General features: G+C 38.3%; 22 protein-coding genes. 4 read left to right on the plus strand and 18 right to left on the minus strand.

Annotated elements, in window-relative coordinates; genetic code table 11:
• The coding region (locus tag CJP74_RS00690) for a restriction endonuclease subunit S domain-containing protein (RefSeq protein WP_222986796.1) at positions 1-927 on the plus strand (927 nt) is incomplete at its 5' end.
• A gap of 120 nt (positions 928-1,047) precedes the next feature.
• Here CJP74_RS00690 and CJP74_RS00695 read toward each other — a convergent pair.
• The 7 genes from CJP74_RS00695 to CJP74_RS00725 form a co-directional block, all read right to left on the minus strand.
• Positions 1,048-2,373, minus strand: a complete 1,326-nt coding sequence (locus CJP74_RS00695) for a sodium-dependent transporter (protein ID WP_119496357.1) — start codon at positions 2,371-2,373, stop codon at positions 1,048-1,050.
• Positions 2,374-2,730: 357 nt separating this feature from the next.
• Positions 2,731-3,843, minus strand: a complete 1,113-nt coding sequence (gene ald, locus CJP74_RS00700; protein ID WP_119496358.1) for an alanine dehydrogenase — start codon at positions 3,841-3,843, stop codon at positions 2,731-2,733.
• 1,450 nt (positions 3,844-5,293) lie between these two features.
• Entirely contained in the window at positions 5,294-5,731 is a 438-nt protein-coding gene (locus CJP74_RS00705) for a flavodoxin domain-containing protein (RefSeq protein ID WP_119496359.1), read from the minus strand.
• A gap of 66 nt (positions 5,732-5,797) precedes the next feature.
• Positions 5,798-6,244: a hypothetical protein gene (locus tag CJP74_RS00710; protein WP_119496360.1), complete on the minus strand. Its 447-nt coding sequence runs from the start codon at positions 6,242-6,244 to the stop codon at positions 5,798-5,800.
• A gap of 7 nt (positions 6,245-6,251) precedes the next feature.
• A complete protein-coding gene (locus CJP74_RS00715; protein ID WP_119496361.1) occupies positions 6,252-6,719 on the minus strand; it encodes a hypothetical protein in 468 nt (155 codons plus the stop codon).
• 114 nt (positions 6,720-6,833) lie between these two features.
• The gene (locus CJP74_RS00720; RefSeq protein ID WP_119496362.1) at positions 6,834-7,307 is read right to left on the minus strand and encodes a hypothetical protein; all 474 of its coding nucleotides are present in this window, start codon (positions 7,305-7,307) and stop codon (positions 6,834-6,836) included.
• 1 nt (position 7,308) lies between these two features.
• Positions 7,309-7,767, minus strand: a complete 459-nt coding sequence (locus CJP74_RS00725; RefSeq protein ID WP_119496363.1) for a hypothetical protein — start codon at positions 7,765-7,767, stop codon at positions 7,309-7,311.
• Between the two features lie 153 nt (positions 7,768-7,920).
• On the opposite strand from CJP74_RS00725, the gene CJP74_RS00730 reads away from it, so the two are divergent.
• From CJP74_RS00730 to rimM, 3 genes are read left to right on the plus strand one after another with little or no spacing between them, the layout of a single operon-like run.
• Positions 7,921-9,600, plus strand: coding sequence for an exonuclease domain-containing protein (locus CJP74_RS00730; protein WP_119496364.1), 1,680 nt, complete (start codon positions 7,921-7,923; stop codon positions 9,598-9,600).
• Between the two features lie 11 nt (positions 9,601-9,611).
• Positions 9,612-10,304 (plus strand): GTP cyclohydrolase II, encoded by a 693-nt coding sequence (ribA, locus tag CJP74_RS00735; protein WP_119496365.1) that lies wholly within the window; start codon positions 9,612-9,614, stop codon positions 10,302-10,304.
• A 6-nt stretch (positions 10,305-10,310) separates the two neighbouring features.
• Positions 10,311-10,835, plus strand: coding sequence for a ribosome maturation factor RimM (rimM, locus tag CJP74_RS00740; protein WP_119496366.1), 525 nt, complete (start codon positions 10,311-10,313; stop codon positions 10,833-10,835).
• A 512-nt stretch (positions 10,836-11,347) separates the two neighbouring features.
• Here the strand turns inward: rimM and trpA are convergent.
• The 11 genes from trpA to miaB form a co-directional block, all read right to left on the minus strand.
• Positions 11,348-12,157 (minus strand): tryptophan synthase subunit alpha, encoded by an 810-nt coding sequence (gene trpA / locus CJP74_RS00745; protein WP_119496367.1) that lies wholly within the window; start codon positions 12,155-12,157, stop codon positions 11,348-11,350.
• Positions 12,157-13,353: a tryptophan synthase subunit beta gene (trpB, locus tag CJP74_RS00750; RefSeq protein WP_119496368.1), complete on the minus strand. Its 1,197-nt coding sequence runs from the start codon at positions 13,351-13,353 to the stop codon at positions 12,157-12,159. Before trpB ends, trpA begins: the two co-directional genes overlap by 1 nt.
• 2 nt (positions 13,354-13,355) lie before the next feature.
• On the minus strand, positions 13,356-14,771 hold the full coding sequence (gene trpCF / locus CJP74_RS00755) for a bifunctional indole-3-glycerol-phosphate synthase TrpC/phosphoribosylanthranilate isomerase TrpF (protein ID WP_119496369.1): 1,416 nt from the start codon (positions 14,769-14,771) through the stop codon (positions 13,356-13,358).
• 1 nt (position 14,772) lies between these two features.
• Positions 14,773-15,783 (minus strand): anthranilate phosphoribosyltransferase, encoded by a 1,011-nt coding sequence (trpD, locus tag CJP74_RS00760; RefSeq protein ID WP_119496370.1) that lies wholly within the window; start codon positions 15,781-15,783, stop codon positions 14,773-14,775.
• Positions 15,784-15,824: 41 nt separating this feature from the next.
• Positions 15,825-16,403, minus strand: a complete 579-nt coding sequence (locus CJP74_RS00765) for an aminodeoxychorismate/anthranilate synthase component II (protein WP_119496371.1) — start codon at positions 16,401-16,403, stop codon at positions 15,825-15,827.
• 9 nt (positions 16,404-16,412) lie between these two features.
• Positions 16,413-17,951, minus strand: coding sequence for an anthranilate synthase component I (gene trpE / locus CJP74_RS00770; protein ID WP_119496372.1), 1,539 nt, complete (start codon positions 17,949-17,951; stop codon positions 16,413-16,415).
• 475 nt (positions 17,952-18,426) lie between these two features.
• Complete coding sequence (locus CJP74_RS00775; RefSeq protein ID WP_119496373.1) at positions 18,427-19,116, minus strand: DUF3413 domain-containing protein; 690 nt, start codon at positions 19,114-19,116, stop codon at positions 18,427-18,429.
• A gap of 1 nt (position 19,117) precedes the next feature.
• Positions 19,118-19,624, minus strand: a complete 507-nt coding sequence (locus tag CJP74_RS00780) for a regulatory protein RecX (RefSeq protein WP_119496374.1) — start codon at positions 19,622-19,624, stop codon at positions 19,118-19,120.
• Positions 19,624-20,814: a hydroxymethylbilane synthase gene (hemC, locus tag CJP74_RS00785; RefSeq protein ID WP_119496375.1), complete on the minus strand. Its 1,191-nt coding sequence runs from the start codon at positions 20,812-20,814 to the stop codon at positions 19,624-19,626. The genes CJP74_RS00780 and hemC overlap by 1 nt, the downstream gene beginning before the upstream one ends.
• A gap of 367 nt (positions 20,815-21,181) precedes the next feature.
• Complete coding sequence (locus tag CJP74_RS00790; protein WP_119496376.1) at positions 21,182-22,141, minus strand: phosphatase PAP2 family protein; 960 nt, start codon at positions 22,139-22,141, stop codon at positions 21,182-21,184.
• A gap of 765 nt (positions 22,142-22,906) precedes the next feature.
• Positions 22,907-24,334 (minus strand): tRNA (N6-isopentenyl adenosine(37)-C2)-methylthiotransferase MiaB, encoded by a 1,428-nt coding sequence (miaB, locus tag CJP74_RS00795; RefSeq protein ID WP_119496377.1) that lies wholly within the window; start codon positions 24,332-24,334, stop codon positions 22,907-22,909.
• Positions 24,335-24,592: the final 258 nt, after the last annotated feature.

Below are 24,592 nucleotides of genomic sequence, written 5' to 3' on the forward strand. Positions count from 1 at the left end.
ACATTTCGTTCAGGAAAGTTCTATAGTACTAACGTAAATGGAGTTCTAATTTCTCATCGAGGGTTCTGTAATAAAGCTATAGCAGAAGCTCTCAATAAGGTTGCTTTTAGATATGTGGCTAATGCAGCTATTCCTAAGTTAATGAATAATGTCATGGAGCAGATAATATTTAATTATCCTCCAGATTTTGCTGAGCAACAAAAAATATCTCACTTCTTTAAAGTTATTGATAAAAAAATCCAACATCTTGAAAATGCTTTAGTAACAGTAAAGGATTTAAAGCGTTCATTAACCATTCAACTATTTACAAGTAGTTCTTCTAGTCCTAGGTTAAGATTTCATACTTTCACTGATAAGTGGAATGAAATTACCTTAAAAGACATATCTACTCGAGTAACTCGTAAGAATAAAAATAATGAAGCAGATAATCCATTAACAATTTCCGCGCAATTTGGCATGATTGATCAAATGGAGTTTTTTAATAAGTCTGTTGCGAGTAAAGATTTAAGCAATTACTACTTAATAAAAAATGGAGAGTTTGCGTACAATAAAAGTTACTCTTCAGGTTATGAAGTAGGAGTTATAAAAAGACTAGATAGATATAATCAAGGACTTTTATCACCTCTGTATATTGTATTCAAAATTCATAACATAGATTCAGAATTTTTGGTTCAGTACTATGACTCAACTCATTGGTATAAAGAAATCTACAATATATCAGCAGAAGGTGCTAGAAACCATGGTATGTTAAATGTACCAGTAAATGGTTTCTTTAATACCATTTTATATGTACCTTCTAGCTTAGAAGAACAACAAAAAATAGGTAGATTTCTTAAAGAGGTAGATGATTTAATTTCTTCTTACAATAGATCTCTCGAGTATCACAAAGATCTAAAACAAGCTCTCCTGCAACGGATGTTTGTTTAAACTTTATTACAAAAAAAGTCCTCGGCATTTCCCCGAGGACTATTTATTTAGATTTTTTGGATATTTTAGATATTTTTCTTATAGCAAAAATGATGGAGATTTCTCTCCATCCTTTTCTCATTAGAATAAACCGTAGAAGAACACTACAAGAATAATTACTGGTAAAACAAATTTCACATAGTTGAACCAGATGTTAACTGTAGTTGGTCCTGCACAGTAAGATAGTTCTTTTTTCGCTTCGTCTTTTAAGCAAAAACCTGTGAATAAACAAGTACCTAAAGCCGTAAGCACAAAGAGTATATTACCCGAGACAAAGTCAAACCAATCAAAGATATTACTACTAAAGGTTGACGGGATGTTTCCTGCAATAAACGTACCGATTAAAACCACCGCAATTGAAGCTTGACGGTTTAAGCTTGTTTTCTCTTGTAGAGCAGTAATTAATACTTCGTAAAGAGTTACTGAAGTAGTTAAAGCCGCTACTAAGAGTAAGCAGAAGAAGATTACCCCAAAAATAGCACCGAATGACATTTTACTAAATACAATCGGTAGAGTCTTAAATACTAAAGAAGGACCCGAATCTGGTGCTAAACCAAATGAGAATAGACCAGGGAAGATCATAAAGCCAGCCATTACTGCAATTAAAGTATTAATAATTGCTGTAATAATTGAGGTTTTAACAAGGTCTTCTTCTTTGGATAAGTAAGAACTTAGAGTAATTAGTACCCCAAAACCTAAGCTAAGAGCAAAGAATACTTGTCCGAGAACAAAGATAAAGAGCTGAGGTGTAATTTTACTGAAGTCAGGTTTTAAGTAGAAAATTACCCCTTCGAGTGAACCTGGTAAAGTTACATTACGAATCACCATTACTAAGAGGAATAAGAAGAGTAATGGCATAAGGAAGCGAACGCTACGTTCAATTCCGTCAATAATCCCTTTGGAGAGGATAAACCAGTTTACTGCCACAAAGAGAGCAGTGTAAAAGGTAATCGCCCAAGGTGAGCCAGCAATGGATTTATCATAGAACTCACTGGTAAAGGCAGCATCTACTTCATGCCCTATAGGTAAAGCCCCACGGATAATATCAAAAATATAGCTAAATACCCAGCCTCCGAGAACCATGTAGTAAGCAATGATCCCAAAACATCCTGCTAGTCCCATATAGGCTACAATTTTCCACCAAGGGGAAATTGTTTTACCATTGGCACTACCACCAAAGGCGTCAACTGAGTTTACTTGGCGACGACGACCAATAACGTTTTCAACGAGAATCATCGGGATCCCGATAACTATCATACAAATACAGAAAAGAAGCACATAAGCTCCCCCACCATTTTGTCCCACTAGGTAAGGAAAGCGCCAAGTTGCCCCAAAACCAATGGTAGCACCTGCTACGGTCAGAATATAGGTTACCCTACTCGACCAGGTTTGTCTCTCTTGTACCATAAAAACTCCAGTAGAATAGTTTACAGTGTAGCTACTGTAAAAATTAAACTTACATTAATCTGCTGGGGATGTCCAGACAAATAAATATCCGAAAAAAAAGTATTTTTGGCTTTACTTCCTGAGAAAGCCGCCCTCTATAATAGCAAAAAATAATAAACTTATAACCCATTAAATGAGTAAATGTTTGTTAAGTAAGGCAAAAAAAATACTTTGCAATATTTAGCTCTTACAAAGAATAAGTGCTACCTAAATTTTTCTTTTGGTTAAACTAGCTTAAACTAAATGTGGTTTTAGCTTAAGCTAGTTTAGCGAAAATGAGTGGGATAATTTACCGCAGTAAATTATCCCTGTTCTAGTTTATTGGGCTAAAGCTACATCAGCTTCTACATAAGGTAAAGAGAAGGCTGCAGCTACGCCTGGGAAAGTAATATGGCCTTTGTAGGTATTTAAACCAGCTTTAATTGCTGGATCAAGACTACAAGCTGCTACTACCCCTTTGCCAGCTAATTCAAGACCATATTTTAGGGTAGAGTTAGTTAAAGCGATAGTTGAAGTACGAGCTACACAGCCAGGCATATTTGCCACACAGTAGTGTACTACGCCATCGATAATATAAACTGGGTCATTGTGCGTGGTAGCACGGCTAGTTTCAAAGCAACCGCCTTGGTCAATGGCAACGTCAGTAAGAATTGCCCCAGGTTTCATGAGGGCGAGGTCTTCACGACGAATAAGTTTTGGAGCTTTGGCACCAGGAATTAATACTGCTCCGATTACTACATCGGCAGTAGGTAATTCAGCAAGAATGTTTTCGCGCGTAGAGAACAGAGTTTTAATGCGCATTGAGAAAATTTGGTCAATATAAGCTAGACGGTTTGGATCTATATCCAGAATAGTTACGTCAGCTCCCATCCCCATAGCAATTTGAGCTGCATTGAGACCTACAACCCCAGCACCTAAAATAAGCACTTTGGCTTTTGGTGTTCCAGGTACTCCACTAAAGAGTACACCTTGCCCACCAAAGGTAATTTGGCTATATTTTGCTGATTCCATAGAAGCAAGTCTACCTGCAATTTGACTCATAGGTTGTAAGCAAGGTAAGCCAGTGACGGTTTTAATGGTTTCGTAAGCTATGGCGGCTATGTTTTTCTCAACGAGCATTTCCGTTAATTCACGGTCAGCTGCAAGGTGAAGATACGTATAGAGAATAGTATCTGGTCTAAAGTAATGATACTCTTCTGGAATAGGCTCTTTTACTTTAACAATCATTTGAGCTTGAGCAAATACTTCTTCTTTGTCAGTAACTATAGCTCCAGCCTCTGTGTAATCTGTATCCGTAAAACCAATTCCTTTACCAGCATCACGTTCAACATAAACTGTATGTCCTGCACTTACATAAGCACGAACATTGTCTGGGGTTAAACCAACACGATACTCTTGGACTTTAATTTCTTTTGGACAACCGATAATCATACGTATTCCTCACAATAAAATAAGGTAAATTATCAAGCTAGTCAAAGTAGGATTTACTCTTTTTTTGACTGCCTCGAAACAAGAAAAAACATAAAAATAACTTACAAAGTTTTTTGCGTTTTCCCTAAGTATATTTTGAGCTAAGGCTAAATACTAGAGGCAAGGATAAAAGAGTATCAAAATTGTGAACTAGATCACACTTTTTGTTTTAATTTTGATCTAAATGCGAGCATTTTGTCTAAAAAGACACACAAAGTGTATGGTATTGGGCGAGGCAAGAGGTTAGTCACAAAAAACATTCCTTTAGCTAACTAAGAGCTAGAACTTGTGCAAACAAGTACAGCCCCTAAGCTAAAGAAAATTATTTTTGGATTTATGGGAAAGTAATTTCTCAACCCGGTCATCGCAGAATATCAATTTAGCCAACTTTTAGGGGTTGACAAGTGTGGTAGACTAAAAGCAATTAACTAGCTAAGTCCATAAAAGTAGGCAGTAGCATGTTTTTAGACATGAACCCATTTAGAGCAAAGGTCTACCTTGAAAGTTTGATATTTAGCAGAAGATGCAAAAAAATGTAATTATATGTACCTTGATTCTCTAAGCAGAGAACTTAGGCTAATGTATTAATGTATGTATAGTATTTTTTTATTAAAGAAAATCTTTAATTAATATTAATCAGTTTACACAAAAAACAAATCTTTGCCAAGACTTTTTTTGCGAAAATCAGAGGGTTAGCAGTTTTAGGAACTCGAGATAAAGAGTATTTTTTATAGTTAAATCTAAAATTGATTGTTTGTGATCAAAAAGTAAGAAAATGAACTTTTTCTTACATTTAGGTAAAACTCCCTAAATTAGGGAAAAAATGTATAGTTCAATTGTTATCTCCCAATCTACAAAAAGACAAGCAATTAGAGTTGACTCTAAAAAGAAAAAAATGAAAAAAATTTTCTTTTTCTGACTAAATTCAGCACAAATAAGTTAATTTTTGTGTGGAATATGTGATTTTAAACAAATATTATCGGGGGCAGGAGATAAACTGAGCTAAGATTTAGTAAAAAAATTAGCCCGATAAAAGAACAAAATATTAAAAGGCAAAGTAACAGCTTATAAACACAAAAGCTCAAAAGCAAAAACTCAAAAGCAAAAGCTCAAAAGCAAAAGCTCAAAAGCAAAAGCTCAAAACAATTTAAAGAACTCTGTCCTGTTTTAAGAAAACAAAGCTACAAAGCTACAAAGCAAGCAAAGCAAACAACAATCCCTTTCCTTTTTACTTCAAGCAAATAAAACAAGCAATCTACTTTTCTTTTCAGGTTTTATTACAAGAAAAACCTCAAGAGTTTGAAACTCTTGAGGTTAGTTTGGATACATAAATGTTAGAAACGCAAAAATATGCGCTTACGGGGAAAAAAGGTTTAAATAAGAAAAACCTTAATTATATTGTATCAGACTTTTAGGCAAAAAACTCATCTTCATGAGCTTTGAAAAGAGAGGCAGCCGTGAGGTCTGGCTCAAAGCTTTCGGTTACATCAATAAGTATAGGTTCTACTACTGGTTCTAAACCTTTGCTTGCTAAAATCTTAGCTAACTCTTTAATTGCCCCATTGTAAGTATCATAGTCACTTGAACCTATACCAATAAGTAAAAGTTTACTTAAGCTCGGGAAAGGATTTTCGCTAGAGGCAATTTCTTGCGCAAGAGGTAAAAAAGTATCAGGGAACTCACCTGCACCATGAGTACTGCAAATAAATACTAAATGCGTAGCATCGGCAATTTGCCCTAAGTTTGGTGAATGCAAGAGAGTAGCTGGCTGGCTTAACTCTTCAACTAGAGTTTCACCTGCAGCTTCAGAAGTACCTAAGGTTGAACCTGTAACAACGTAAAATTTCATAGATAAAAATTAATTAAAAGAGTGGAAAGAATTTAGTTAATTAACCAAAGAGACTTTGTTAGTCTACTAGTAGTTATTTTGTACGGGTGCTGGAGTAGATTTTTCTAGTCCATGACGAATTAAACGGTAAATAAGTTGAGCGGTATTACTTTGATAACCTTGCTCACTTAAACTTAAAGTACCATATACTTTACCAGAGTCTTTACCTATAAGTAAAGGAGGATTAGATGCCTCAGGATTAGCAGCTGAGTATTCTCCGTCTTTACTGCCAAATTTCCCAAAGCGACAAAATACCGAACGAGGGTACATATCACTAGAAAACACTGAGGCATTATTTAAAATGGAGTTAGCTGCTCGCGTATTACAGTTGAGGCAACCTAAAAAGGTCTTTTCCCCATCATTGCTGTAAATATAAATGGCTTCATTACCTTCGAGAAGATTACGATCTCTTGCTTGAGCTGAAGGTAAGGAAAAAATAATTAAACTTAAACAAAATACAATTAATTTTAGCATAAGTAGATTAGTAAATTCGATTGATGAATCTGCGTTGCTCCTCGGTTAAACGAGAGAAAGAAACCCCACGCATAGATTCGTAATTTCGGGAAAGAAATTCTAAGATATCTCTATAAGCGTAAGTTCTATTACCGTAAATATAACCTGAACCTATACAAAAAGTTCCATATACTTCTTTGGAATATGCACCGATTACTAGGGGAGCATCTTTACTACAATAAGAGCTGAAAGCAGAGTAGCTGCTGTATCTACTGCCATAATCTGAATGCTGATTCCAGATATTCTCGCGGCCATGGTTACTAAAATAGCCATGTCTCCCATATTCATTCCAAATTGAGTCACTGTTATATTGGCTACAATTAATACAGCCCAGATAAATTAGATCGCCAGAATAAGTTTGCCCATAAAGATTAAGTTGTTCGGCCTTAGCACCTACGGCACCAAGAGCAAGAAGGCAGAGAAATAATTTTTTCATAATAAAGGTAATTTAAGTTGAGAAATTTGTTTGCTTGTTTGAAAGCAAAGTAACATACTTGCTTAAAAGCAAAGCAAGATAATTCCTTGAAGCGATTGCTCAAGGAACTTAGGTTTAGTAAAAGAGTTTGTTAATAAATTCTTGTTGCGAGCTAGTTAACTCACTAAATCTTTTATCACGAATTTGCTCAATGTTCTTGGCAAGAAAATTCATAATCTCGCGATAACTGTATACTGAAACGCCCGAAGGGTAACCCCGTATACAAAAAGTGCCTTTGGTTTGTTTAGAGTAGCGACCAATAACTAAAGGAGCCTTATCACCACAAGAGTAATTGTTGATTGAGTAGGTCGAGCCTACACTGCCATAAGGACCATATTTATTCCAAATGTTATTAGTACTATTTGCATATCTAAAACCATAGGCTCCTAGATCATTAAAAATGGAGTTAGTACTATGGCGACTGCAGTTCAGGCAACCTAAGTAAACTAGTTTACCTTGCGAAGTTTGTCCATAGAGGTCTAGAGTTTCAGCGTAAGAGGCTGTGGTAAAACAACCAAGACCAAGAAGAATAAGAAAAGCTTTTTTCATACTAGTCGAGTCCAAAAAGCTGTTTAATGCGTTCTTGATACTGTGGATAAGTATCACGTCCTTGCTCACTAAAAGTTTTATACATTTCATGCATTAAGAGCAAGTACTTGTAATAAGGCGAAGATGGGTCATCTAAACAAGCTCGACCATAGTAATTGGTAGTTTGTAAGCCGTAAATTTCAGGGCTATTATCACTACAAGTTGGGTTAAATAAACTAAAACTCGACTTATTTCCCGTGAATCTATTGTTTGGATTCCAAACACTAGCTGGGTCGTAGGACATATAACCAAATTTACTATAGGCTTGCCAAACTGATAAAGGTTGGTCAGGAGCACAGTTTAAGCACCCTAAAAATACCAGACGCGTTGTCCCCTGACCAAAAATGCCCAGAGGTTCTGCTTTTACTTGGGGTACCAGAAAGCTCAAGCTGGTTAAGCAAAGAAGGAGAAAATAACGCATAGTAAGTCCTCGAGTTAAGTTTGAGAGAGGGGAAATCCTGATTTTATTATACTATGATTTTCTTTGCTTCTTGCGGAAAAAAGACTATATAAAAAGTAGCCTTAAATTTGCTATAATAGCATATTGCAAACCTCACTTTTGATAGGGAAACATATGACAGATAATAAAAAACCAGAAAACCCAGATGACAAAGTTTCTTTGTTCTTCGATATCGAAGGACTAAACAACTCAAATCTTGTGAGTTCTGCTGATTTATATGCTTCCGATGAAGAAGATGAGGCAGAGCATGAAGAACAATTAGAGCAAACTTCTGAAGCCCAAGCTCAAGAGCAAAATGAAGCTTTACCAGAGAATGCTTCAGTTCAAGCTAACCAAGCTTTAGATTCAGCTAATGACTCAGCTAATCAAACACCTGAAGCTAGTTTAGCTAATCAAGCTCCAGAAGCTAGTTCGGCACCTGAGGCTGGTTTAGCTAACCAAGGTTTAGACCCAGATGCTAGCTTAGCACCTGAAGCCATTTCAGCTCCGAATCCACAAGCACCTCTAGCCCCTGAAGAGGCTGCAATTGACTATAGTGCCGAAGAGGCAGTATATACCCAAGGCAACAAGGATGAATTTACGCCAGGCATGCCTGTAGGGGGCAATGACTATAGTCACGAAGAAGGTTTTGTTGCTCCTGAGCAACAGCAAGAAGAAGTAGTTTTGCCTTTTGATTATGAGATCTATACGCGTTACTATCAGCCAGATCCAGAAAAATCAAAAACCCCAATTGTAAACTTTTCTCGCAACGAAGAAGAGTACTTAGCAAAACGTCGCATTGTCGAAAGTAAAATGCCAGGGCTTGCTGATAGTGAGTTTCCTCTAACTCGCTATGAGGTTGAGCTCTATTATGATCATCCACAATTAATTCCTGATCCAAGTGATCCTGCCTTTGCTAAAAACAGCTTAGGTTGGGTAAAAAAGATTCACGCCCAAAGAGCTGACTGCTTTTTTATGGATACCGAGACCACGGGGATGACGCGAGAAGCAGGTAAACGTCCTTCAGATAATCACCGGATTATTACTCTGGGGATGGTGCCTATGTTCAACGATAGCTTAAATCTCAATGACCTCGAGAGCATGGTTGATGAAGTATTCAACCCAGAAGAGGTAGAAATTGATTTTGAAGCTTATAAAGTGCATGGCTTTAAAAACAAAGACCTAGTTGGCGCTCCGCTCTTTAGTAGCTTTGCCGAACGTTTTGTCCGTTTGGTAATGGGAAAAGTGCTAATTATCCATAATGCTCCCTTCGACTTAGACTTTGTCGATATGGAATTAAAACGAGCTGGCTATAACTTTGTCGTAGAAGACATATGTTTAGTGATAGACTCGCTCGTATTAGCCCGTAGCCTTTATCAAGGAAGAGCTTCGCTAGATGCTCTTAGTGAGCGTTTTGAAGTAAATATTGCCCGTGAACTGCACGGGGCTTTACTTGACTCCATGATCCTTGCTGAGGTTTATACCCGCATGCTTAACTCTTTACAAGAAGAGTGGTATGACGACAAAAACAAAAACTTTAGAAGTCCAATTATTTGGCACTTTGATGATAAGGATACTCCTGAGTTAGATCCTGAACTAATTAAACAGGCAATGCAAATTGAAGTGCAACTAACGCCAGAAGAAATCCAAAGACACGAGGCATTTTGCCAAGAATTTAATATCCAGTATGACTTTAGTCTCGAATCGCAACTAAAAATGCTCGAACAGCAAGAAGAGCTAGCTGAGCAAGAAGAAGATTCTGAAGAATACGAAGAAGAAACACAAGAGCTCAACGAACAAGAGCAAGCAACCTAGTAGATATATTTATGTTAGTAGAAAAAAAAGCGCAAGCTCAGCTCCCTACAGAATATGGGATCTTTGAGATTATGGTATTTGAAGAGCTTGCCAATGGTAAAGAACATGTAGCCATGATCATGGGTTATATAGGTGACGGAGAAAAAGTTCTCAGTCGTATTCACTCAGAATGTTTAACGGGTGACGTTTTTCATTCGCTCAAATGTGACTGTGGCTTCCAATTACAAACAGCTTTAGCTAATATTGCCCAAGAAGGACGTGGAGTATTAATTTACCACCGTGCCGAAGGACGTGGCATTGGCTTAACCAACAAAATCAAAGCCTATGCTTTACAAGATCAAGGTTTAGATACAGTTGAAGCTAATGAAGCTTTAGGTTTTCCGCCAGATATGCGTGATTACAACTGTTGTGCTGAGATTTTTGAGATTCTGGGCGTTAAATCTATTGAGTTAATGACCAATAACCCAGAAAAACTCGAGACTATGCGCAAAGACGGCATTAACGTAGTAGCACGTCGTCCTCTGGTTGTAGGGAAAAACAAATACAACGAAGACTATCTGCGCATTAAAACAGAAAAAATGGACCACCTCTTTACCTCGGCAGACTTAGACGGTAAAAACCTAGCTCTAAGTTTTGATAATGAATGTGGCAATGACAAGCATCTTCATCTCGATCACCAAGGTGAAATCAAAGACAAAGAATAATAGCTTATGACAAAAAAAGATAAATTAGTTACCTTAGGTAAGTTAGGTTCAACTTATGGTTATAAAGGTTGGATTCGCGTAAACTCTTTTACCGAAGAACCAACAAATATTTTTAACTATGACAACTGGTACATTAACCTTAACAACAATCTTACTCCAGTTAAAGTTGAAAGCTGGAAAGTACATGCTAATCATTTAGTATGTAAACTAGATTGTTTAGATTCTTTAGAAGCTGCAAAAGCTTTTAATAATCTTTTTGTTTACGTTAAAAGCGATGAGTTACCTGAACTTGATGGGGAATACTACTGGAAAGACCTCATGGGCTGTAAAGTGTTTACCCCTGCAGGTTATGAGTTAGGGACAGTAAGCCAAATTATGGAAACAGGGGCTAATGATGTATTAGTGCTACAAGCTCCATTAAATGATGCTTATAACCGTAAAGATCGTATGGTACCTTTTATTGACAAGTATCTTGTTGAAGTAGATGTACGCAATAAAAAAATCATTATCGATTGGGATCCTGAATTCTAAGCTAAACAGAGTTGGATCCTCAGCAAAAGAATTAGCTGACTAAGTTAAGTAAGTATCCTCGGCATTAAGGTGCCGAGGACTTTTTTTTGCTGATAACTAATTTTAATAATTAACCTAAACAAATTAACCAATTTTGCCAAGGTTAATAGCTCAAAACCTTTAATTTATTTAGTTAAATTTCGCGTAAGTTTGCTCGATATTTAGGGGAGAATTTAAGGGCGAGGCAGTTATTTAGCTATCTCTAAAAATTTGCGAAAAACTTAAGCAAAGCAGTTCATATTGCTATAAAGTTATGTTATAATATTGTCGTTATCTCGAAAAAGTTTTAACTACTAAATTTAACAAATTTAACTAAAAGATTAAATTTTAGCTTTATGGATTTTTCTAGCCTAAGTAATTAGGCTAGTTTTTTTGTTAAAAGCAAATCTAATCTAAAGTCCTCTGTGTTGATTCAACACAGAGGACTTTTTTATGCTTATAAAACAAAAGTTTTAAACTAAATACACTATAAATTAATACTTAGTTGCTGCTTTCATGGCTTTAACAAAGTTATGTAGCTCTTGCAGCATTAACTCAGGGTTATCGAGATGCTGAGCAATGATTTTAACTGTTGCCGAACCTGAAATAGCTCCTGCTACCCCTAGTTTTAAAGCATTAGTAACCTGTTGCGGTTGACTTATACCAAAGCCTTGTAAAATAGGTGGAGCTTGCTGAGCTTTAAGTTCTTCCACCAGATGATCAAGGTTGGTCGCTTGACTTTGGTTTTCGGCACTAGTTACACCCGCCCGAGAAACTAAGTAAGTATAGCCTTTAGACTGAGCTGCTACTTGAGCTATAGTGTGCGAATCTGCATTAGGCGGACAAATAAATACTGGATCTATGCCATGCTTGAGAGCTGCTTGACTATATTCTTGCGCTGCTAGTAGAGGAACATCAGCGACAAGGACAGCATCTACGCCTACTTGTGCACAACGAGCATAGAAGTTATCTATACCTTGAGCATAGATTAAATTAGCACAAAGTAAAAGACTAATAGGAATATCTGGATATTTAGCTCTTACTTGCTCAATTAAAGCAAAGCTTTGCTCGGTACTACAGCCAGCATTTAAAGCACGGTTATTGGCAGCTTGAATTACTGGACCATCTAGTAAAGGATCGGAGAAAGGAAAACCTAATTCTAAAGCATCTGCCCCAGCCTCAACTAGGGTATTTACTATAGCCAGCGATTGCTCAAAGTTAGGATCCCCGAGAGTAACAAAAGGAACAAAGGCACCTTCGTTTTTTTCTTTAAGGTGAGTAAATAGTTGATCAAAACGACTCATTAAGCTTCTCCTTTGCCATTGAGGATTTTATCCACGGTAAAAATATCCTTGTCGCCACGTCCTGAAAGATTTACCACCAGCAGTTGTTCTTTATCTGGGTTAGCCTTAATAAGCTTAAGAGCATAGGCTAAAGCATGCGAACTTTCTAAAGCAGGGATAATGCCCTCGTGACGAGCTAGCTCTTGGAAGGCATCTAGAGCTTCTTGATCCGTTACACTTTGATAGTCAGCACGGCCTACAGCATTTAAATAGGCATGCTGAGGTCCTACTGACGGAAAATCTAAGCCCGCCGAAATAGAGTAAGACTCTTCAATTTGTCCATCAGCCGTTTGCATTAATGGCGACTTCATCCCAAAGTAAATGCCCACTTTACCATGTTTTAAAGGAGCTCCATGCTCGCCAGTTTCAATACCCTTACCTGCAGGTTCAATACCAATTAATTGCACTTGCGTATCTGGAATAAAGTCAGCAAAGATGCCTATAGCATTAGAGCCTCCACCTACACAGGCAATTACGGCATCAGGTAAGCGTCCTTCACGCTCGAGAATTTGAGCTTTAGTTTCTTCACCAATTACTTTTTGGAATTCACGAACAATGGTTGGGAAGGGGTGCGGACCAGCTGCTGTCCCTAAAAGGTAATGCGTGTGCTCATAGTTAGCTGCCCAGTCACGCATGGCTTCACAGCAGGCATCTTTTAGGCTTTGTGAGCCTTTAGTTACAGATTCTACCTCAGCTCCCATTAAGCGCATGCGAAAAACGTTTGGGGCTTGGCGTTCGATATCCTTGGCACCCATGTAGATTTTACACGGAATATTGAGCATGGCACAAGCTAGAGCCGTAGCTACCCCATGTTGCCCTGCTCCAGTTTCGGCAATAATGCGCGTTTTACCCATGCGTTTGGCAAGGAGAATTTGCCCTAACACTTGGTTAGTTTTATGGGCACCACCGTGTAACAGGTCTTCGCGCTTAAGGTAAAGTTTTGTTTTAGTGCCAGCAGTGAGGTTACGGCATAGAGTTAATGCCGTAGGACGACCAGCATAGTTTTGTAAGAGATCTTGGAATTCACGTTGGAACTCAGGATCATTTTGGGCATCCACAAAAGCTTGTTCGAGCTCTTTGAGGACAGGAACAAGAATTTCTGGCACATACATGCCACCAAATTCCCCAAAATATGGGTTTAAAAGAGTTTGACTCATAGCTATCCTTGGTAAGTTAAAATTTGCGTAAATACTTGCTGGAGTTTAGAGTGGTCTTTCACTCCTGGTTTAACTTCTACGCCTGAGTTAAGATCGAGTCCCAGACAGTGTTGTTGCAGAGCAAGCTCGAGGTTGTGGCTGTTAATCCCACCTGCGAGCATAATTTTATCTTTGTACTCAGGTGGTATTATCTCCCAATTAAAACTTTGCCCTGTGCCTCCTTGGATATTTTTTACGCGGGCATCAAGAACAAAACGCTCGACAAGATCGGTATAGTCATTTAAAAGCAGACGTAGTTGCCCTTGGCTTGCTTCACTTGCTTCAACGGGAATAGAAATAGCTTTCCAGATTTGGCAAGTTTCTGGCAGGAGTTCACGCAGTTGGCGAATATAAGCTAAAGACTCATCGCCGTGTAATTGCACGGCAGTTAAATTAAGTTGCTCGGCATAAGAGACAAGAGTTTTTGGCTCTTGATTTTGGAAAACACCCACATACTGTAATGGAGCCTGAGCCACCAGATTAGTTGCATCAAGTAAAGTCAGACAGCGTGGCGAATGCGGAGCAAAAATTAAGCCTCCGTACACAGCCCCTGCTTGGTAAGCAGCTTTAACATCGCCAGCTTGAGTTAAACCACAAACTTTATTTTCTCCGTAAATTATTTTGCGAACGGCAAGATCGAGATTGTCACTGCCCATGAGGCTCGAGCCAATTAAAAAGCCCGAAGCTGTACTTTGCAGTGCTTGCACTTGCGCGTGAGTATAGATACCTGATTCACTAATTACAGGAATATGGGCTGGAATTAACTTACGTAAAGTTAAAGTTCGCTCTAAGTCTACGCTTAGATCATGCAGATTACGGTTGTTAATACCAATTACTTTGGCACCTAAAGCTAAAGCCCGCTCTACTTCCTGTTCGTTAGAAGTTTCAGTGAGGATGCCTAGATTAAGACTATGGGCAAGCTCGGCAAGTTGGCTATAGCTTTGGTCATCGAGCACCGAAAGCATGAGTAAAATGGCATCTGCACCATAGTAACGCGCTAAATACACTTGGTAAGGCGAAATGATAAAGTCCTTGCACAACACGGGTTGAGTAACTTGCTCGCGTACTTGACGTACATAAGCAAAGTCGCCTTGGAAGTATTTAGTATCGGTAAGTACCGAGATTACTTGGGCATAGTTTTTATAGACTTGAGCTATGGCATCAAGATTAAAGTCAGGGCGAATTAAGCCTTTTGAGGGCGAAGCTTTTTTACATTCGAGAATGTAGTTCGGTCGCTCTCTTGGAGCTAAGGCTTGATAGAAATTACGCTCGCTCGCTTGCACTTGAGCTTGAAATTTTGCCAAAGGAAAAATACGCTCTTGCTCAGCGAGCCAGATTTTTTTATCGGCAATAATTTTTTGCAAAATAGTTGGCGTCATTTTAGGCTTCCTTAGGCATATTTCTCAGGTTAACTAAAGTAGTGTAAGCGGTGCCTGCTTCGAGAGCGGCCAGTACTTTTTGGGCATTGGCTTTAAGGTCATCTTCACCAAAGAGTTTTAAAAGTAGAGCCGTATTAGCTGCTACTGCATAGGCATGAGCCTTAGCTCCTTGCCCTTGTAATAGTTGGCTAATCGCATGCGCGTTTTCTTGAGGTTCTCCACCACGTAAAGCTTCAAGCGGTTGCTCTACTAAACCAAAGTCCTCTGGGGTGAGGCTATAGTAGTAAATTTGCCCATTTTTAACTTCGGCAACTTGGGTCGGACCATGTAAAGCTACTTCGTCTAAGCCACTGCCATGAACAATAATGGCATGCTCGTGTCCAAGCTGAGCTATTGTTTGAGCGTAAACTGGGACTAACTCCGGACTATAAACTCCCAGAAGTTGACGTTTAGGGCGAGCAGGATTAATTAAAGGTCCAAGAATATTAAAAATAGTGCGTGTTTTTAAGCTTTGTCTTACCGGAGCTGCATGTTTAAAGCCCTGGTGGTATAAAGGAGCAAAAAGAAAGCACAGATTATTGTTATCTAAACTTGCTCGTGCTTGCTCAGGGCTTAAGTCTACAGGCACGCCAAGGTGAGAAAGTAGATCACTAGCTCCTGTTTTACTTGAAACACTGCGACTGCCGTGTTTTGCTACCTTGTAGCCTAAAGAGGCTGCCACTATTGCACTAGTAGTTGAGATGTTAATGGTATTAGCTCCGTCGCCTCCTGTGCCAACTATATCAACAAAAGGATAATCTGGACTCGGGAAGGCTAAAGCATGAGCCGTTAAGGCTTCAACCGCACCTTGAATTTCACTTGGGGTTTCGCCTTTGAGTTTAAGGGCAATTAAGCAAGCTGCTAGTTGTTCGGGTGCTAACTCACCTTGAATAATTGCCGTAAAGAGCTGGTTACTTTGGGCAGTACTGAGGTTTTGCCCTTGAAAAAGTTGCGATAAAATTTGCTCTAACATAAAAAATTCTCCAAGATAAACTTACTTAAGGGACAAGGTGGTTATTGTAATAACCAAGCTACGGTTTGCCCCAGAAGTTTACCCCCTTCTACGGTAAGAATGCTCTCAGGATGAAATTGAAAACCACAAATTGGGAGATCACGATGACGAAAAGCCATTACTATATCTTGGTACTGAGCGTTCACCACCAGTTCAGGAGGTAAATCAGTTCCCTTAAGCGAGTGATAACGAGCTACAGGCATAGGGTTAGCGAGGTTCGCAAACATATACTCTTGGTCATGAGTTATGCGCGATACCTTGCCATGTAACACCTCGCCCGCATGTACTACTTGCCCACCAAAAACTTCAATTAAGGCTTGGTGCCCTAAGCAAATACCAATAATCGGTAACTTGTCTTTGAGAGCTTGAATTAAAGCGAGCATATTGCCTGCTTGAGCAGGAGTACCAGGACCAGGAGAAAGAGCTAAAATAGTTTGCGGCACTTCCAGAGCTTTGCCTACTAAAAAGTCAAGTTCACAGTCATTGCGGTAAACTTCAACCTCGTGCCCTAAACTACGAAATTGATCAACAAGGTTGTAAGTAAAGGAATCAAAATTATCAATAAAAATTATTCTCGCCATGGGGTTCTCCTAGCCTTGATTTACTTGGCTAATTGCTTTAATTACTGCTCGAGCTTTATGTTTAGTTTCATCGGCTTCGGCTTGCGGATCTGAATCTAATACTGTACCACAGCCAGCTTGAATATAGGCAGTGCCATTTTGCACAAATGCCGAACGTATAACAATACAAGTATCTAGATTGCCGTGCGAATCTAAATAACCTACAGCTCCGCCATAAGCATGACGTTTTTGTTTTTCAAATTGATAAATAAGTTGTTGAGCTTTAATTTTTGGTGCTCCAGTTAGAGTACCCATGTTTAAACAAGCTTGGTAAGCATGTAAAGCATCTAGGTCTGAGCGTAATGTCCCAACCACTCGCGATACTAAGTGCATAATGTGTGAGTAGCGATCTACTTGCATGAGGTCTTTAACATGGCGTGTGCCACTTTCACAGACGCGAGCTACGTCGTTACGAGCTAAGTCAACGAGCATTAAATGCTCAGCTAGCTCTTTATGGTCAAGACGTAATTCGAGTTCGAGGCGTGCATCTAAATCTGGATCAATTTGCCCTTGAACATTAAAGCCACGTGGACGTGAACCTGCAATTGGGTAGATCTCAAGCTGTTTGCTTTCTTGCGTGTACTTAAGCGCACTTTCTGGCGAAGCCCCAAATAAAGTAAACTCCTCATCTTGCATAAAGAACATGTAAGGACTTGGATTGTTTTCTTTGAGTTGTTTATAGGCAGCCAAACCATTTGGGCAAGGTAAACTAAAACGACGCGAAGGTACAATTTGAAACACATCACCACAGTTGAGATAGTGTTTGAGATCGCGAATAATTTGTTTAAACTCTGGATCAGGAATATTAGTTTGCACCTCGGTACTTGCCTCTTGGCGACTCAAGCTTTGCGTCACTTGATTAAACTGGGCAAGAAGTTGCTCTTGTTCTTGCAGTAAAGCTTGACCTTGGTCAGGGGTAAAGCAAAAACTGAGAATTTGGGCTTGATGATCTTGGTGATCAAAGTAAATTAGTTGTTCAGCAAGGTAAAAAACATAATCTGGACAGCTTAAGCCATCATCAAGGAGTTCGATCCCTTGCATGGGAATAAAGTTGCGTACGAGGTCATAGGCAAAGAGACCACCAAGAAAAATTGGTGTTTGACTATAACGATAGAGTGAAGTATAGGCTCTGAGACCATCAAGGACAGTTGCCGACTTTAACTTAGTGTCTTCGTCGAGATTTAGGTCTAGAGGAGAAAAGTTAGCAATTAAAGTTTGAGGAGATGGCTGTTCTACCTGGGCTAAAGGTAAAAGATATGCTTTTACCGTAGCTAAAGTAGCTTGACCATTGGGGGTTAAAGCTTGAAAGGTAACTTTTTGTCCGTGACAAGAAATTTTTACCGCAGCCTTAGCGAGGAGGAGACTTTTTACGCTGTTTTTACTATCAATTTCAGCGGATTCTAAGAGTAGAGTATTCTTTTGTTCTTGGCAAAGAGTAGCAAAAACTAGCGTTGGGTCGGAGTGGTATGACACACCCTGGATAAATGTTTGTAAGTAAGGGAATAGCATAATATAACTCTCGTGCTTTTTCGGAAAAAAATAGCCTTACTTAGCAGAGAAAGTAAAGCCGGTAAAGTGTACTTTTTAGTTCTATCTTCTTCTATTTAACTAAAGATTGGGGAGTTTGTCAAGTATATTAGAGGCAAAGAAAAAGCAAGCTTAAATAAAGAGAAGAGAAAAGAAGAAGATAGGAAAAAACGAGGGGCAAAGAGAGGCAAAAATGATTGGCAAAGGTAGGCAAAAAAGAGAGATAAAAAGAGGTAAGAGAGAATAAAAAATCAATAACGAAATACAGAAAAGTTAGGCAAGAGAGAACAAAAAAAGCAGTAAAGAAATACAAAAAGTTAGGAAAAGAAAAAAGCAAACTAGAACCATGAAGCAAGAACTTGAGTACTAGCAATAGCTATAGCAAGAGCAATAGCAAGAGATTAAGTTCCTCTCTATACTCAGTTAACAAAAAAAAGTCCTCATAGCGAGGACTTTTTTACAGCAACCAGTGCCAAACTGGAATCATGCTAAACCATTGCGAATACTGGAAGTAGAACATTAACGGAAATACCGAACGGTAAATCAGTAAATCAAAATCTCCCGTATGCCAAGCGTAAATATAGAGAATATTTGACCAGGCAACAAAGATAAGCATGATAAACATAAAAATGTAGGTAAAACGCGAGCGAATATGCAGATGAAATACTTTACGCCAAACATATACCCCAAAGAGTAACTCTAGTAAGAGTAACACAGGTAAGAAAGTAAAGTAGATATAAAACTCTTGATATCGCGGATTGTTTACCAGAAGCCACCAAAGTTTTTCGGCACTCAAATGCTCTTGGTAGTGATTATAAACAGCTTGATCCAAGAACAAGAGCATAATGAGCAAGGTATAGTAAGTGCCAACAAAGAGGCGATAATAATGCCCATTGTAGAAGAAAAAGACGGCAAGTAAGGGCACTACTCCACTAATTACAGCGAGCAAGAAAAAGTGGCTAAAAAGCGTTGCAATATAGTAGGTTAAACTCACGGTACTATGAAAGTGCAAAGGCAAAAGGTACTGCGCTCCTAGTATCCAGAGAATAACTAAATTAAAGAGGACAAACCAGTAGGCCCAGCGCAAATTCATTAAACGCCGTTGCCTTGGCGATAAGTACTCTGTTGAGTTTAAAAGAATATGCATATTAGTAGCTAAAGTTGTTCAGGATATAGGTTTCTGGATCTATGCCCAGATCCTCTAATTCCCTTAAGGTGGTAAGACAAAAGTTAATCTGACTAAAATTATATCCCTTACTTAGCATATTGCGTTGCATCTTTGCTTTAGTTTTAGCATCAGATAAGTCAAGTTGGGCAAAACCCTTGCGGACAAAGTAGATAAAAGCTTGCTGTTCCCAATCAAACTCAGCTTGCTCTAAAGCTTGTTGTACTGTAGCCTCGCTTACGCCTTTGGCACGGAGCTTTTGGCTAATTGCTGAGGGACCAAAACCAGCTAGACTTTGGTCGTGTAAGTAGGATTCGGCAAAGCGACTATCGCTTTGGTATTTTTTTGCCACAACAATTTGCAATGCCTGCTCACTCTCCTCGGGATCAAAACCTTTTTGTTTGAGTTTTTGTTTGAGTTGTGCCAGAGAGTATTCTTGACGACTGAGCAAATAGATTAAATATTCGTAGGGATCGTTAATTTTTGCCATTATTCTTCGAGCTGTTGTTGCAAGAGGGCTTGAATCTGAGCAAAGCCTTCTTGATTAAGATCTGCGACAATAGTTTTTACAAGTTTAACTACTTCGGTTAATAAAGTATTGCTATTTAGTTTAACCAGCGAGTGTTTGCTAAAGTCTAAACTATATTGACGTTGAATGGTTTTTTGTCCTTCGAGGTCACCAACAAAAACTTGCACATTGATTTTGTCGAGATTAATACTTTGCACAAATTTTTGTAAAGCTTGATTACGCTCTAGTTTAAACTCGTAAGCTTGCACGAGGTTTTCTGGATTGGTTGTTCCCAGTTCTTCACACACTTGTTTTTGTACTTCATGGGCGATTGCATTGCGTTGTTCACTGAGAAAATGTGTTGCCACTTCGTTGCCCTTGTTATCAACAAAGTAAGCATATACGCCGAGTGGAAGAGAGCACGAACCCCCAAGAAGGCTAGCAACGCCGCGTTCAAGGCTTGTTAAAAGGTGGTTAATCGGGTCATTAAGAAACTCACTAAAAGCAGCTACTTCTTGGTTATTATCCCATTGTACCGCTACTATACCCTGTCCTGGAGCACTTATCCAACCTTGTTGCGGAGAAAGTACTTCGATATTGAGGTCATCAATAAACTCAAGGCGAGCTAAACCTGCACGTGCGAGGATAATTGCATCATAGCCTTGATCTGGATCATTGAGTTTAGCCAGACGGGTATTTACATTACCACGTAACAGCTTAGTTTTTAAATGCGGATAGAAGTAAGCTAAGAGAGCTTTACGACGCACAGAGGCTGTACCTACTACTGCACCGCGTGGAAGATCTTTTAGGCTCTTATAAGGACTATGGGTAGGGAATACTGCCACATCTTCATGATAGTGACGAGCATTGTAAGTATAGAAAAACTGTGACTCAGGTTGCATAGGCACGTCTTTTAAAGAGTGCACGGCAATTTGAGCAGTTTGGGCTTTAAGAGCTTGCTCGAGTTCATAAGTAAATAAGCCCTTGCCCCCTACTTTTGCTAAAACTGTATCTAGTTTTATGTCTCCAGTAGAGACCATAGGTAAGAGTTCAGGCTCAAAATCTGCAAAAGCAGGTAAAGTAGAAATTAGCTCTTTAATCATATTAGCTTGCCAAAGAGCTAAAGCACTTTGACGCGTAGCTATTACTAAAGGTTTTTTGTTGTGTGTCATATATCTTATTCAAGGTTTTAAATTTTTTTCTCCTCTATTATAAATGATTTACAAGAGAAAAAAGGCTAAATCTAACCCAGGTAAGTTGGGTAAGAGAAAAATCTAACCTTGGCAAGAGGAAAAACTACATGGAGATAAAACGAAAGGTTAAAGCTAAAAAAGATAAATAAAGCCTAAAGAGGTAAAGATAAATAACTGAAAAGGCAAAGAGAAAAAAGTTCAATTAAGCTTAAACTGATAAAGCAAAAGAATAAAGAATTAATCTAGAAAAGAAAAACACAAGCAAGCCCTTACAAAAAAAGTCCTCGACTTTAGAGTCAAGGACTTTTTTCTTAACTTGCCTAATGAGGCAAAAACTTGTGAGGTATTACTCTTGCTCTTGAGTTTCTTGTGCTCCGCGATTTAAGAAGCGGTAAATGTAGAGCATAATCCAGTAGGTAGCTCCCACAAAGCAAGCAGCAATAATGTTACTTGCTAAGACATCGTGAGCATAGTGATAGCCGAGGATAACACGACTAATTTCTACCGCACTTCCCCAAACTACTACTCCAGCCGTTACTAGCCAGAAGCTGAGTTTACGAGCCATGAATGCCATCATCATAAAGATCATCATCCATGTTGCCGCAAAAATTGAGTGACCCGAAGGGAATGAGTAAGGTGATTCAGCTGCTAAACGATCTAGAGCTGCACGACGGCTTTGTTCTTGCACCCCTTGCATATAGCTGTTTTGGTAGAACTTAATAAAAGCTATACGTTGTTGAGGATTTAGTTTGTCGTAATAGTAGTCTAAGTAGTCTTGTACACGTTTTGGAGCTTGATCGTCATCAGCTAGCTCTGAAGTTGCATCTTGATTTTGTTGTACTTGAGCAATGAGATCATCAAGGCTACCATCACCATCTACGTTAGCTTGATAAGGACTAGGGTTAGATGGGTTAGCCGCATAGGCTTGCTCAAATTCTTTAATGAACTTATCAGCATCAATTTCTTGTAAGCGATAAGCTACTTGATACATAAATGGACGTGGTTCTTCAAAAGTGCTTTTTGCTACTTCTTTAATAATTTGTGTTGATACTACTGCCCCAAAGCAATAGATAGCTATAGCTAGGCAAAGTTTTATGTTCGCGCGATAAAAGTATAAAATTATGCCTAGGAGAATAATACTTGTTAGTAAAGCTGGAAAAATAGAATCTGCGGTTACAGTTACCAGATTCCAGAGTGAACTATGTGAGGTTAATTGGTTTAAGTCCCATGTGTATCCTGTGAGAATAAACACTATAGGTACTACCAATAACACTAACAGAGGAAAATAAAAATATCTGAATTTCATATTAAGGTAATAAGCGAAAGGAATTGGCTAAACTCTATAATTTTATAAGGTTGAAGCCAGTAAAACCAAATTTTTTCTTCTAAGGCATATTTTACCAAAAATTGGTGTTATAAAGAAAAAAAACAGCGAGGTATTTGGGAGAAATGGTTAAGTTTATTATCAAGAGAAAAAATTTTAGCGCATAAAAAAAGCCTTTCAACTTGTGGTTTTGAAAGGCTAATAATCTATATACAATATACAAAAAATCTTTTGAAAAAAATTTAGATTAGCTAATAGCGCTTGGTCAAGATTAACTTCTATGCTAAAAACTAATATTGCTTATTATATCACACTAGAGAAAAAAGATGATTTATTTTATATTTTTCTCTTTAGGCATACCTAAAATTTAACAATCTAACCAAATTAACGCTATTCTAGGCTTTTGCCCAGAAAAAATGATTAAATTTTTTGCTAAAGGAAAAGAATTATTGGCAAAAAACTTTACTCATTTACTCAGTTTATAAGTAAAAAATTAGCTTGAAGTTGCTATTTTTAATAAGTTTATTCACTTTTTTTGCTTAGGGTAAGAGCTTTGTTTGCTATGGGTAAGAGTTTTTGTTCAGGGAATGAGCTTTTTTTTGCTAAGTAAAAAGCTAAGTTTGCTAAGTTTTAGAGCAAGTACCAAGCTTATAGTAAAAGCCAGAGTTTTGCAGCATAAAAAAGTCGAGGGTTGCCCCTCGACTCCGGAATTCATTTTGCACTTAATTTTTTTTGGAAAGTTCACTCTTATGCTTGAGCACGCCAGTGACCTACACCGTTTTCATCTTCTTTAGCAGTACGAGACATCATATCTGCTGCCGAAGTGTTTTTTCGTAAACCTAATTCGTGTTCACGAGCTACCACTTTACCACGTAAAGAGTTAGCAAAAACATCAGTAATTTCGATATCAACAAAAGTACCGATTAATTCTGGTTCCCCAGCAAAGTTTACTACACGGTTGTTTTCCGTACGACCTGTTAGTTCCATAATATTTTTCTTCGAAATACCTTCAACTAACACGCGTTGTACTGTACCTAACATACGGCGTGAGTAAGCCATAGCTTGCTGGTTAATACGTTGCTGTAATAAATACAGACGTTGTTTTTTGGTTTCTTCTGATACGTTATCTTCTAAGTCAGCAGCAGGAGTACCTGGACGAGCCGAGTAGATAAAGCTAAATGACATATCAAAGTTAACGTCAGCAATTAGATTCATTGTATCTTCAAAGTCTTGTTCTGTTTCGTTAGGGTAACCTACGATAAAGTCAGATGAGATTTGAATATCAGGACGCGCTTCACGTAATTTACGGATAATGAATTTATATTCTAAACGCGTGTGGTTACGACGCATTAAGTTAAGAATACGATCTGAACCTGATTGTACTGGTAAGTGTAAGAAGCTTACAAGTTCAGGAGTATCACGATATACATCAATAATGTCGTCAGTAAACTCAATTGGGTGTGAAGTAGTAAAGCGTAAACGGTCAATACCGTCAATTGAAGCTACTAAACGTAAAAGTTCAGCAAATGAACAAATAGTACCGTCAGCTTTTTCGCCACGATAAGCATTTACGTTTTGCCCTAAAAGGTTAACTTCACGTACGCCTTGTTGAGCTAAGCTTGCTACTTCAAATAATACGTCATCTAAAGGACGAGATACTTCTTCCCCACGAGTGTAAGGTACAACACAGAACGAACAGAATTTGTTACAGCCTTCCATAATTGAAACATAAGCTGTAGGACCTTCAGCACGTGGCTCTGGAAGCATATCAAATTTTTCAATCATCGGGAAGCTAACGTCAATAACGTTTTTGTTACCCGCGTTAATTTGATTAATTAATTCTGGTAAACGGTGAATTGTTTGTGGACCAAAGATAATATCTACATAAGGAGCACGTTCTTTAATGTGTTCCCCTTCTTGTGATGCCACACAACCACCTACACCGATAATAACATCACGGTCTTTTTTAATGTTTTTCCAACGTCCAAGTTGGTGGAATACTTTTTCTTGCGCTTTTTCACGAATTGAACAAGTGTTTAGTAAAAGCACATCTGCTTCTTCAGGAACATCAGTTAATTCCATTCCTTGTGTTTCGTGGAGAAGATCTGCCATTTTGCTTGAGTCATACTCATTCATTTGGCAGCCCCATGTTTTTATGTATAACTTTTTACTCATATTTCTTTCTATAAAACAAACGATTAAACAAAAACATAGTGAGGGCCTACCCCTAAGTTGTCGTACTAACACTAAGGTGAAGTTCCTGCATCTAAACTAGAGCCTTGGCAAAAAGCATAAAATTCTTGCCCGAGGCTGTTATAATATCCGTGAAGATTATAGCAAAAAAAAGACACTTTGCTAGCTCTGCTCCCTGAAAAAAACACTTTTTGTGGGGAAATTGTGGGGTAAATGTTAATTATTATTAATTAGAACGCT

Origin of the sequence: Psittacicella melopsittaci, assembly GCF_003585925.1 — a bacterium.
GTDB classification, from domain to species: Bacteria; Pseudomonadota; Gammaproteobacteria; order Enterobacterales; family Psittacicellaceae; genus Psittacicella; species Psittacicella melopsittaci.

Bases quoted from the DNA above. Each gene is read 5' to 3' on its own strand.
- CJP74_RS00695 (WP_119496357.1), bottom strand. From the start codon at position 2,373: ATGGTACAAGAGAGACAAACCTGGTCGAGTAGGGTAACCTATATTCTG.
- ald (WP_119496358.1), bottom strand. From the start codon at position 3,843: ATGATTATCGGTTGTCCAAAAGAAATTAAAGTCCAAGAGTATCGTGTT.
- CJP74_RS00705 (WP_119496359.1), bottom strand. From the start codon at position 5,731: ATGAAATTTTACGTTGTTACAGGTTCAACCTTAGGTACTTCTGAAGCT.
- CJP74_RS00710 (WP_119496360.1), bottom strand. From the start codon at position 6,244: ATGCTAAAATTAATTGTATTTTGTTTAAGTTTAATTATTTTTTCCTTA.
- CJP74_RS00715 (WP_119496361.1), bottom strand. From the start codon at position 6,719: ATGAAAAAATTATTTCTCTGCCTTCTTGCTCTTGGTGCCGTAGGTGCT.
- CJP74_RS00720 (WP_119496362.1), bottom strand. From the start codon at position 7,307: ATGAAAAAAGCTTTTCTTATTCTTCTTGGTCTTGGTTGTTTTACCACA.
- CJP74_RS00725 (WP_119496363.1), bottom strand. From the start codon at position 7,767: ATGCGTTATTTTCTCCTTCTTTGCTTAACCAGCTTGAGCTTTCTGGTA.
- CJP74_RS00730 (WP_119496364.1), top strand. From the start codon at position 7,921: ATGACAGATAATAAAAAACCAGAAAACCCAGATGACAAAGTTTCTTTG.
- ribA (WP_119496365.1), top strand. From the start codon at position 9,612: ATGTTAGTAGAAAAAAAAGCGCAAGCTCAGCTCCCTACAGAATATGGG.
- rimM (WP_119496366.1), top strand. From the start codon at position 10,311: ATGACAAAAAAAGATAAATTAGTTACCTTAGGTAAGTTAGGTTCAACT.
- trpA (WP_119496367.1), bottom strand. From the start codon at position 12,157: ATGAGTCGTTTTGATCAACTATTTACTCACCTTAAAGAAAAAAACGAA.
- trpB (WP_119496368.1), bottom strand. From the start codon at position 13,353: ATGAGTCAAACTCTTTTAAACCCATATTTTGGGGAATTTGGTGGCATG.
- trpCF (WP_119496369.1), bottom strand. From the start codon at position 14,771: ATGACGCCAACTATTTTGCAAAAAATTATTGCCGATAAAAAAATCTGG.
- trpD (WP_119496370.1), bottom strand. From the start codon at position 15,783: ATGTTAGAGCAAATTTTATCGCAACTTTTTCAAGGGCAAAACCTCAGT.
- CJP74_RS00765 (WP_119496371.1), bottom strand. From the start codon at position 16,403: ATGGCGAGAATAATTTTTATTGATAATTTTGATTCCTTTACTTACAAC.
- trpE (WP_119496372.1), bottom strand. From the start codon at position 17,951: ATGCTATTCCCTTACTTACAAACATTTATCCAGGGTGTGTCATACCAC.
- CJP74_RS00775 (WP_119496373.1), bottom strand. From the start codon at position 19,116: ATGCATATTCTTTTAAACTCAACAGAGTACTTATCGCCAAGGCAACGG.
- CJP74_RS00780 (WP_119496374.1), bottom strand. From the start codon at position 19,624: ATGGCAAAAATTAACGATCCCTACGAATATTTAATCTATTTGCTCAGT.
- hemC (WP_119496375.1), bottom strand. From the start codon at position 20,814: ATGACACACAACAAAAAACCTTTAGTAATAGCTACGCGTCAAAGTGCT.
- CJP74_RS00790 (WP_119496376.1), bottom strand. From the start codon at position 22,141: ATGAAATTCAGATATTTTTATTTTCCTCTGTTAGTGTTATTGGTAGTA.
- miaB (WP_119496377.1), bottom strand. From the start codon at position 24,334: ATGAGTAAAAAGTTATACATAAAAACATGGGGCTGCCAAATGAATGAG.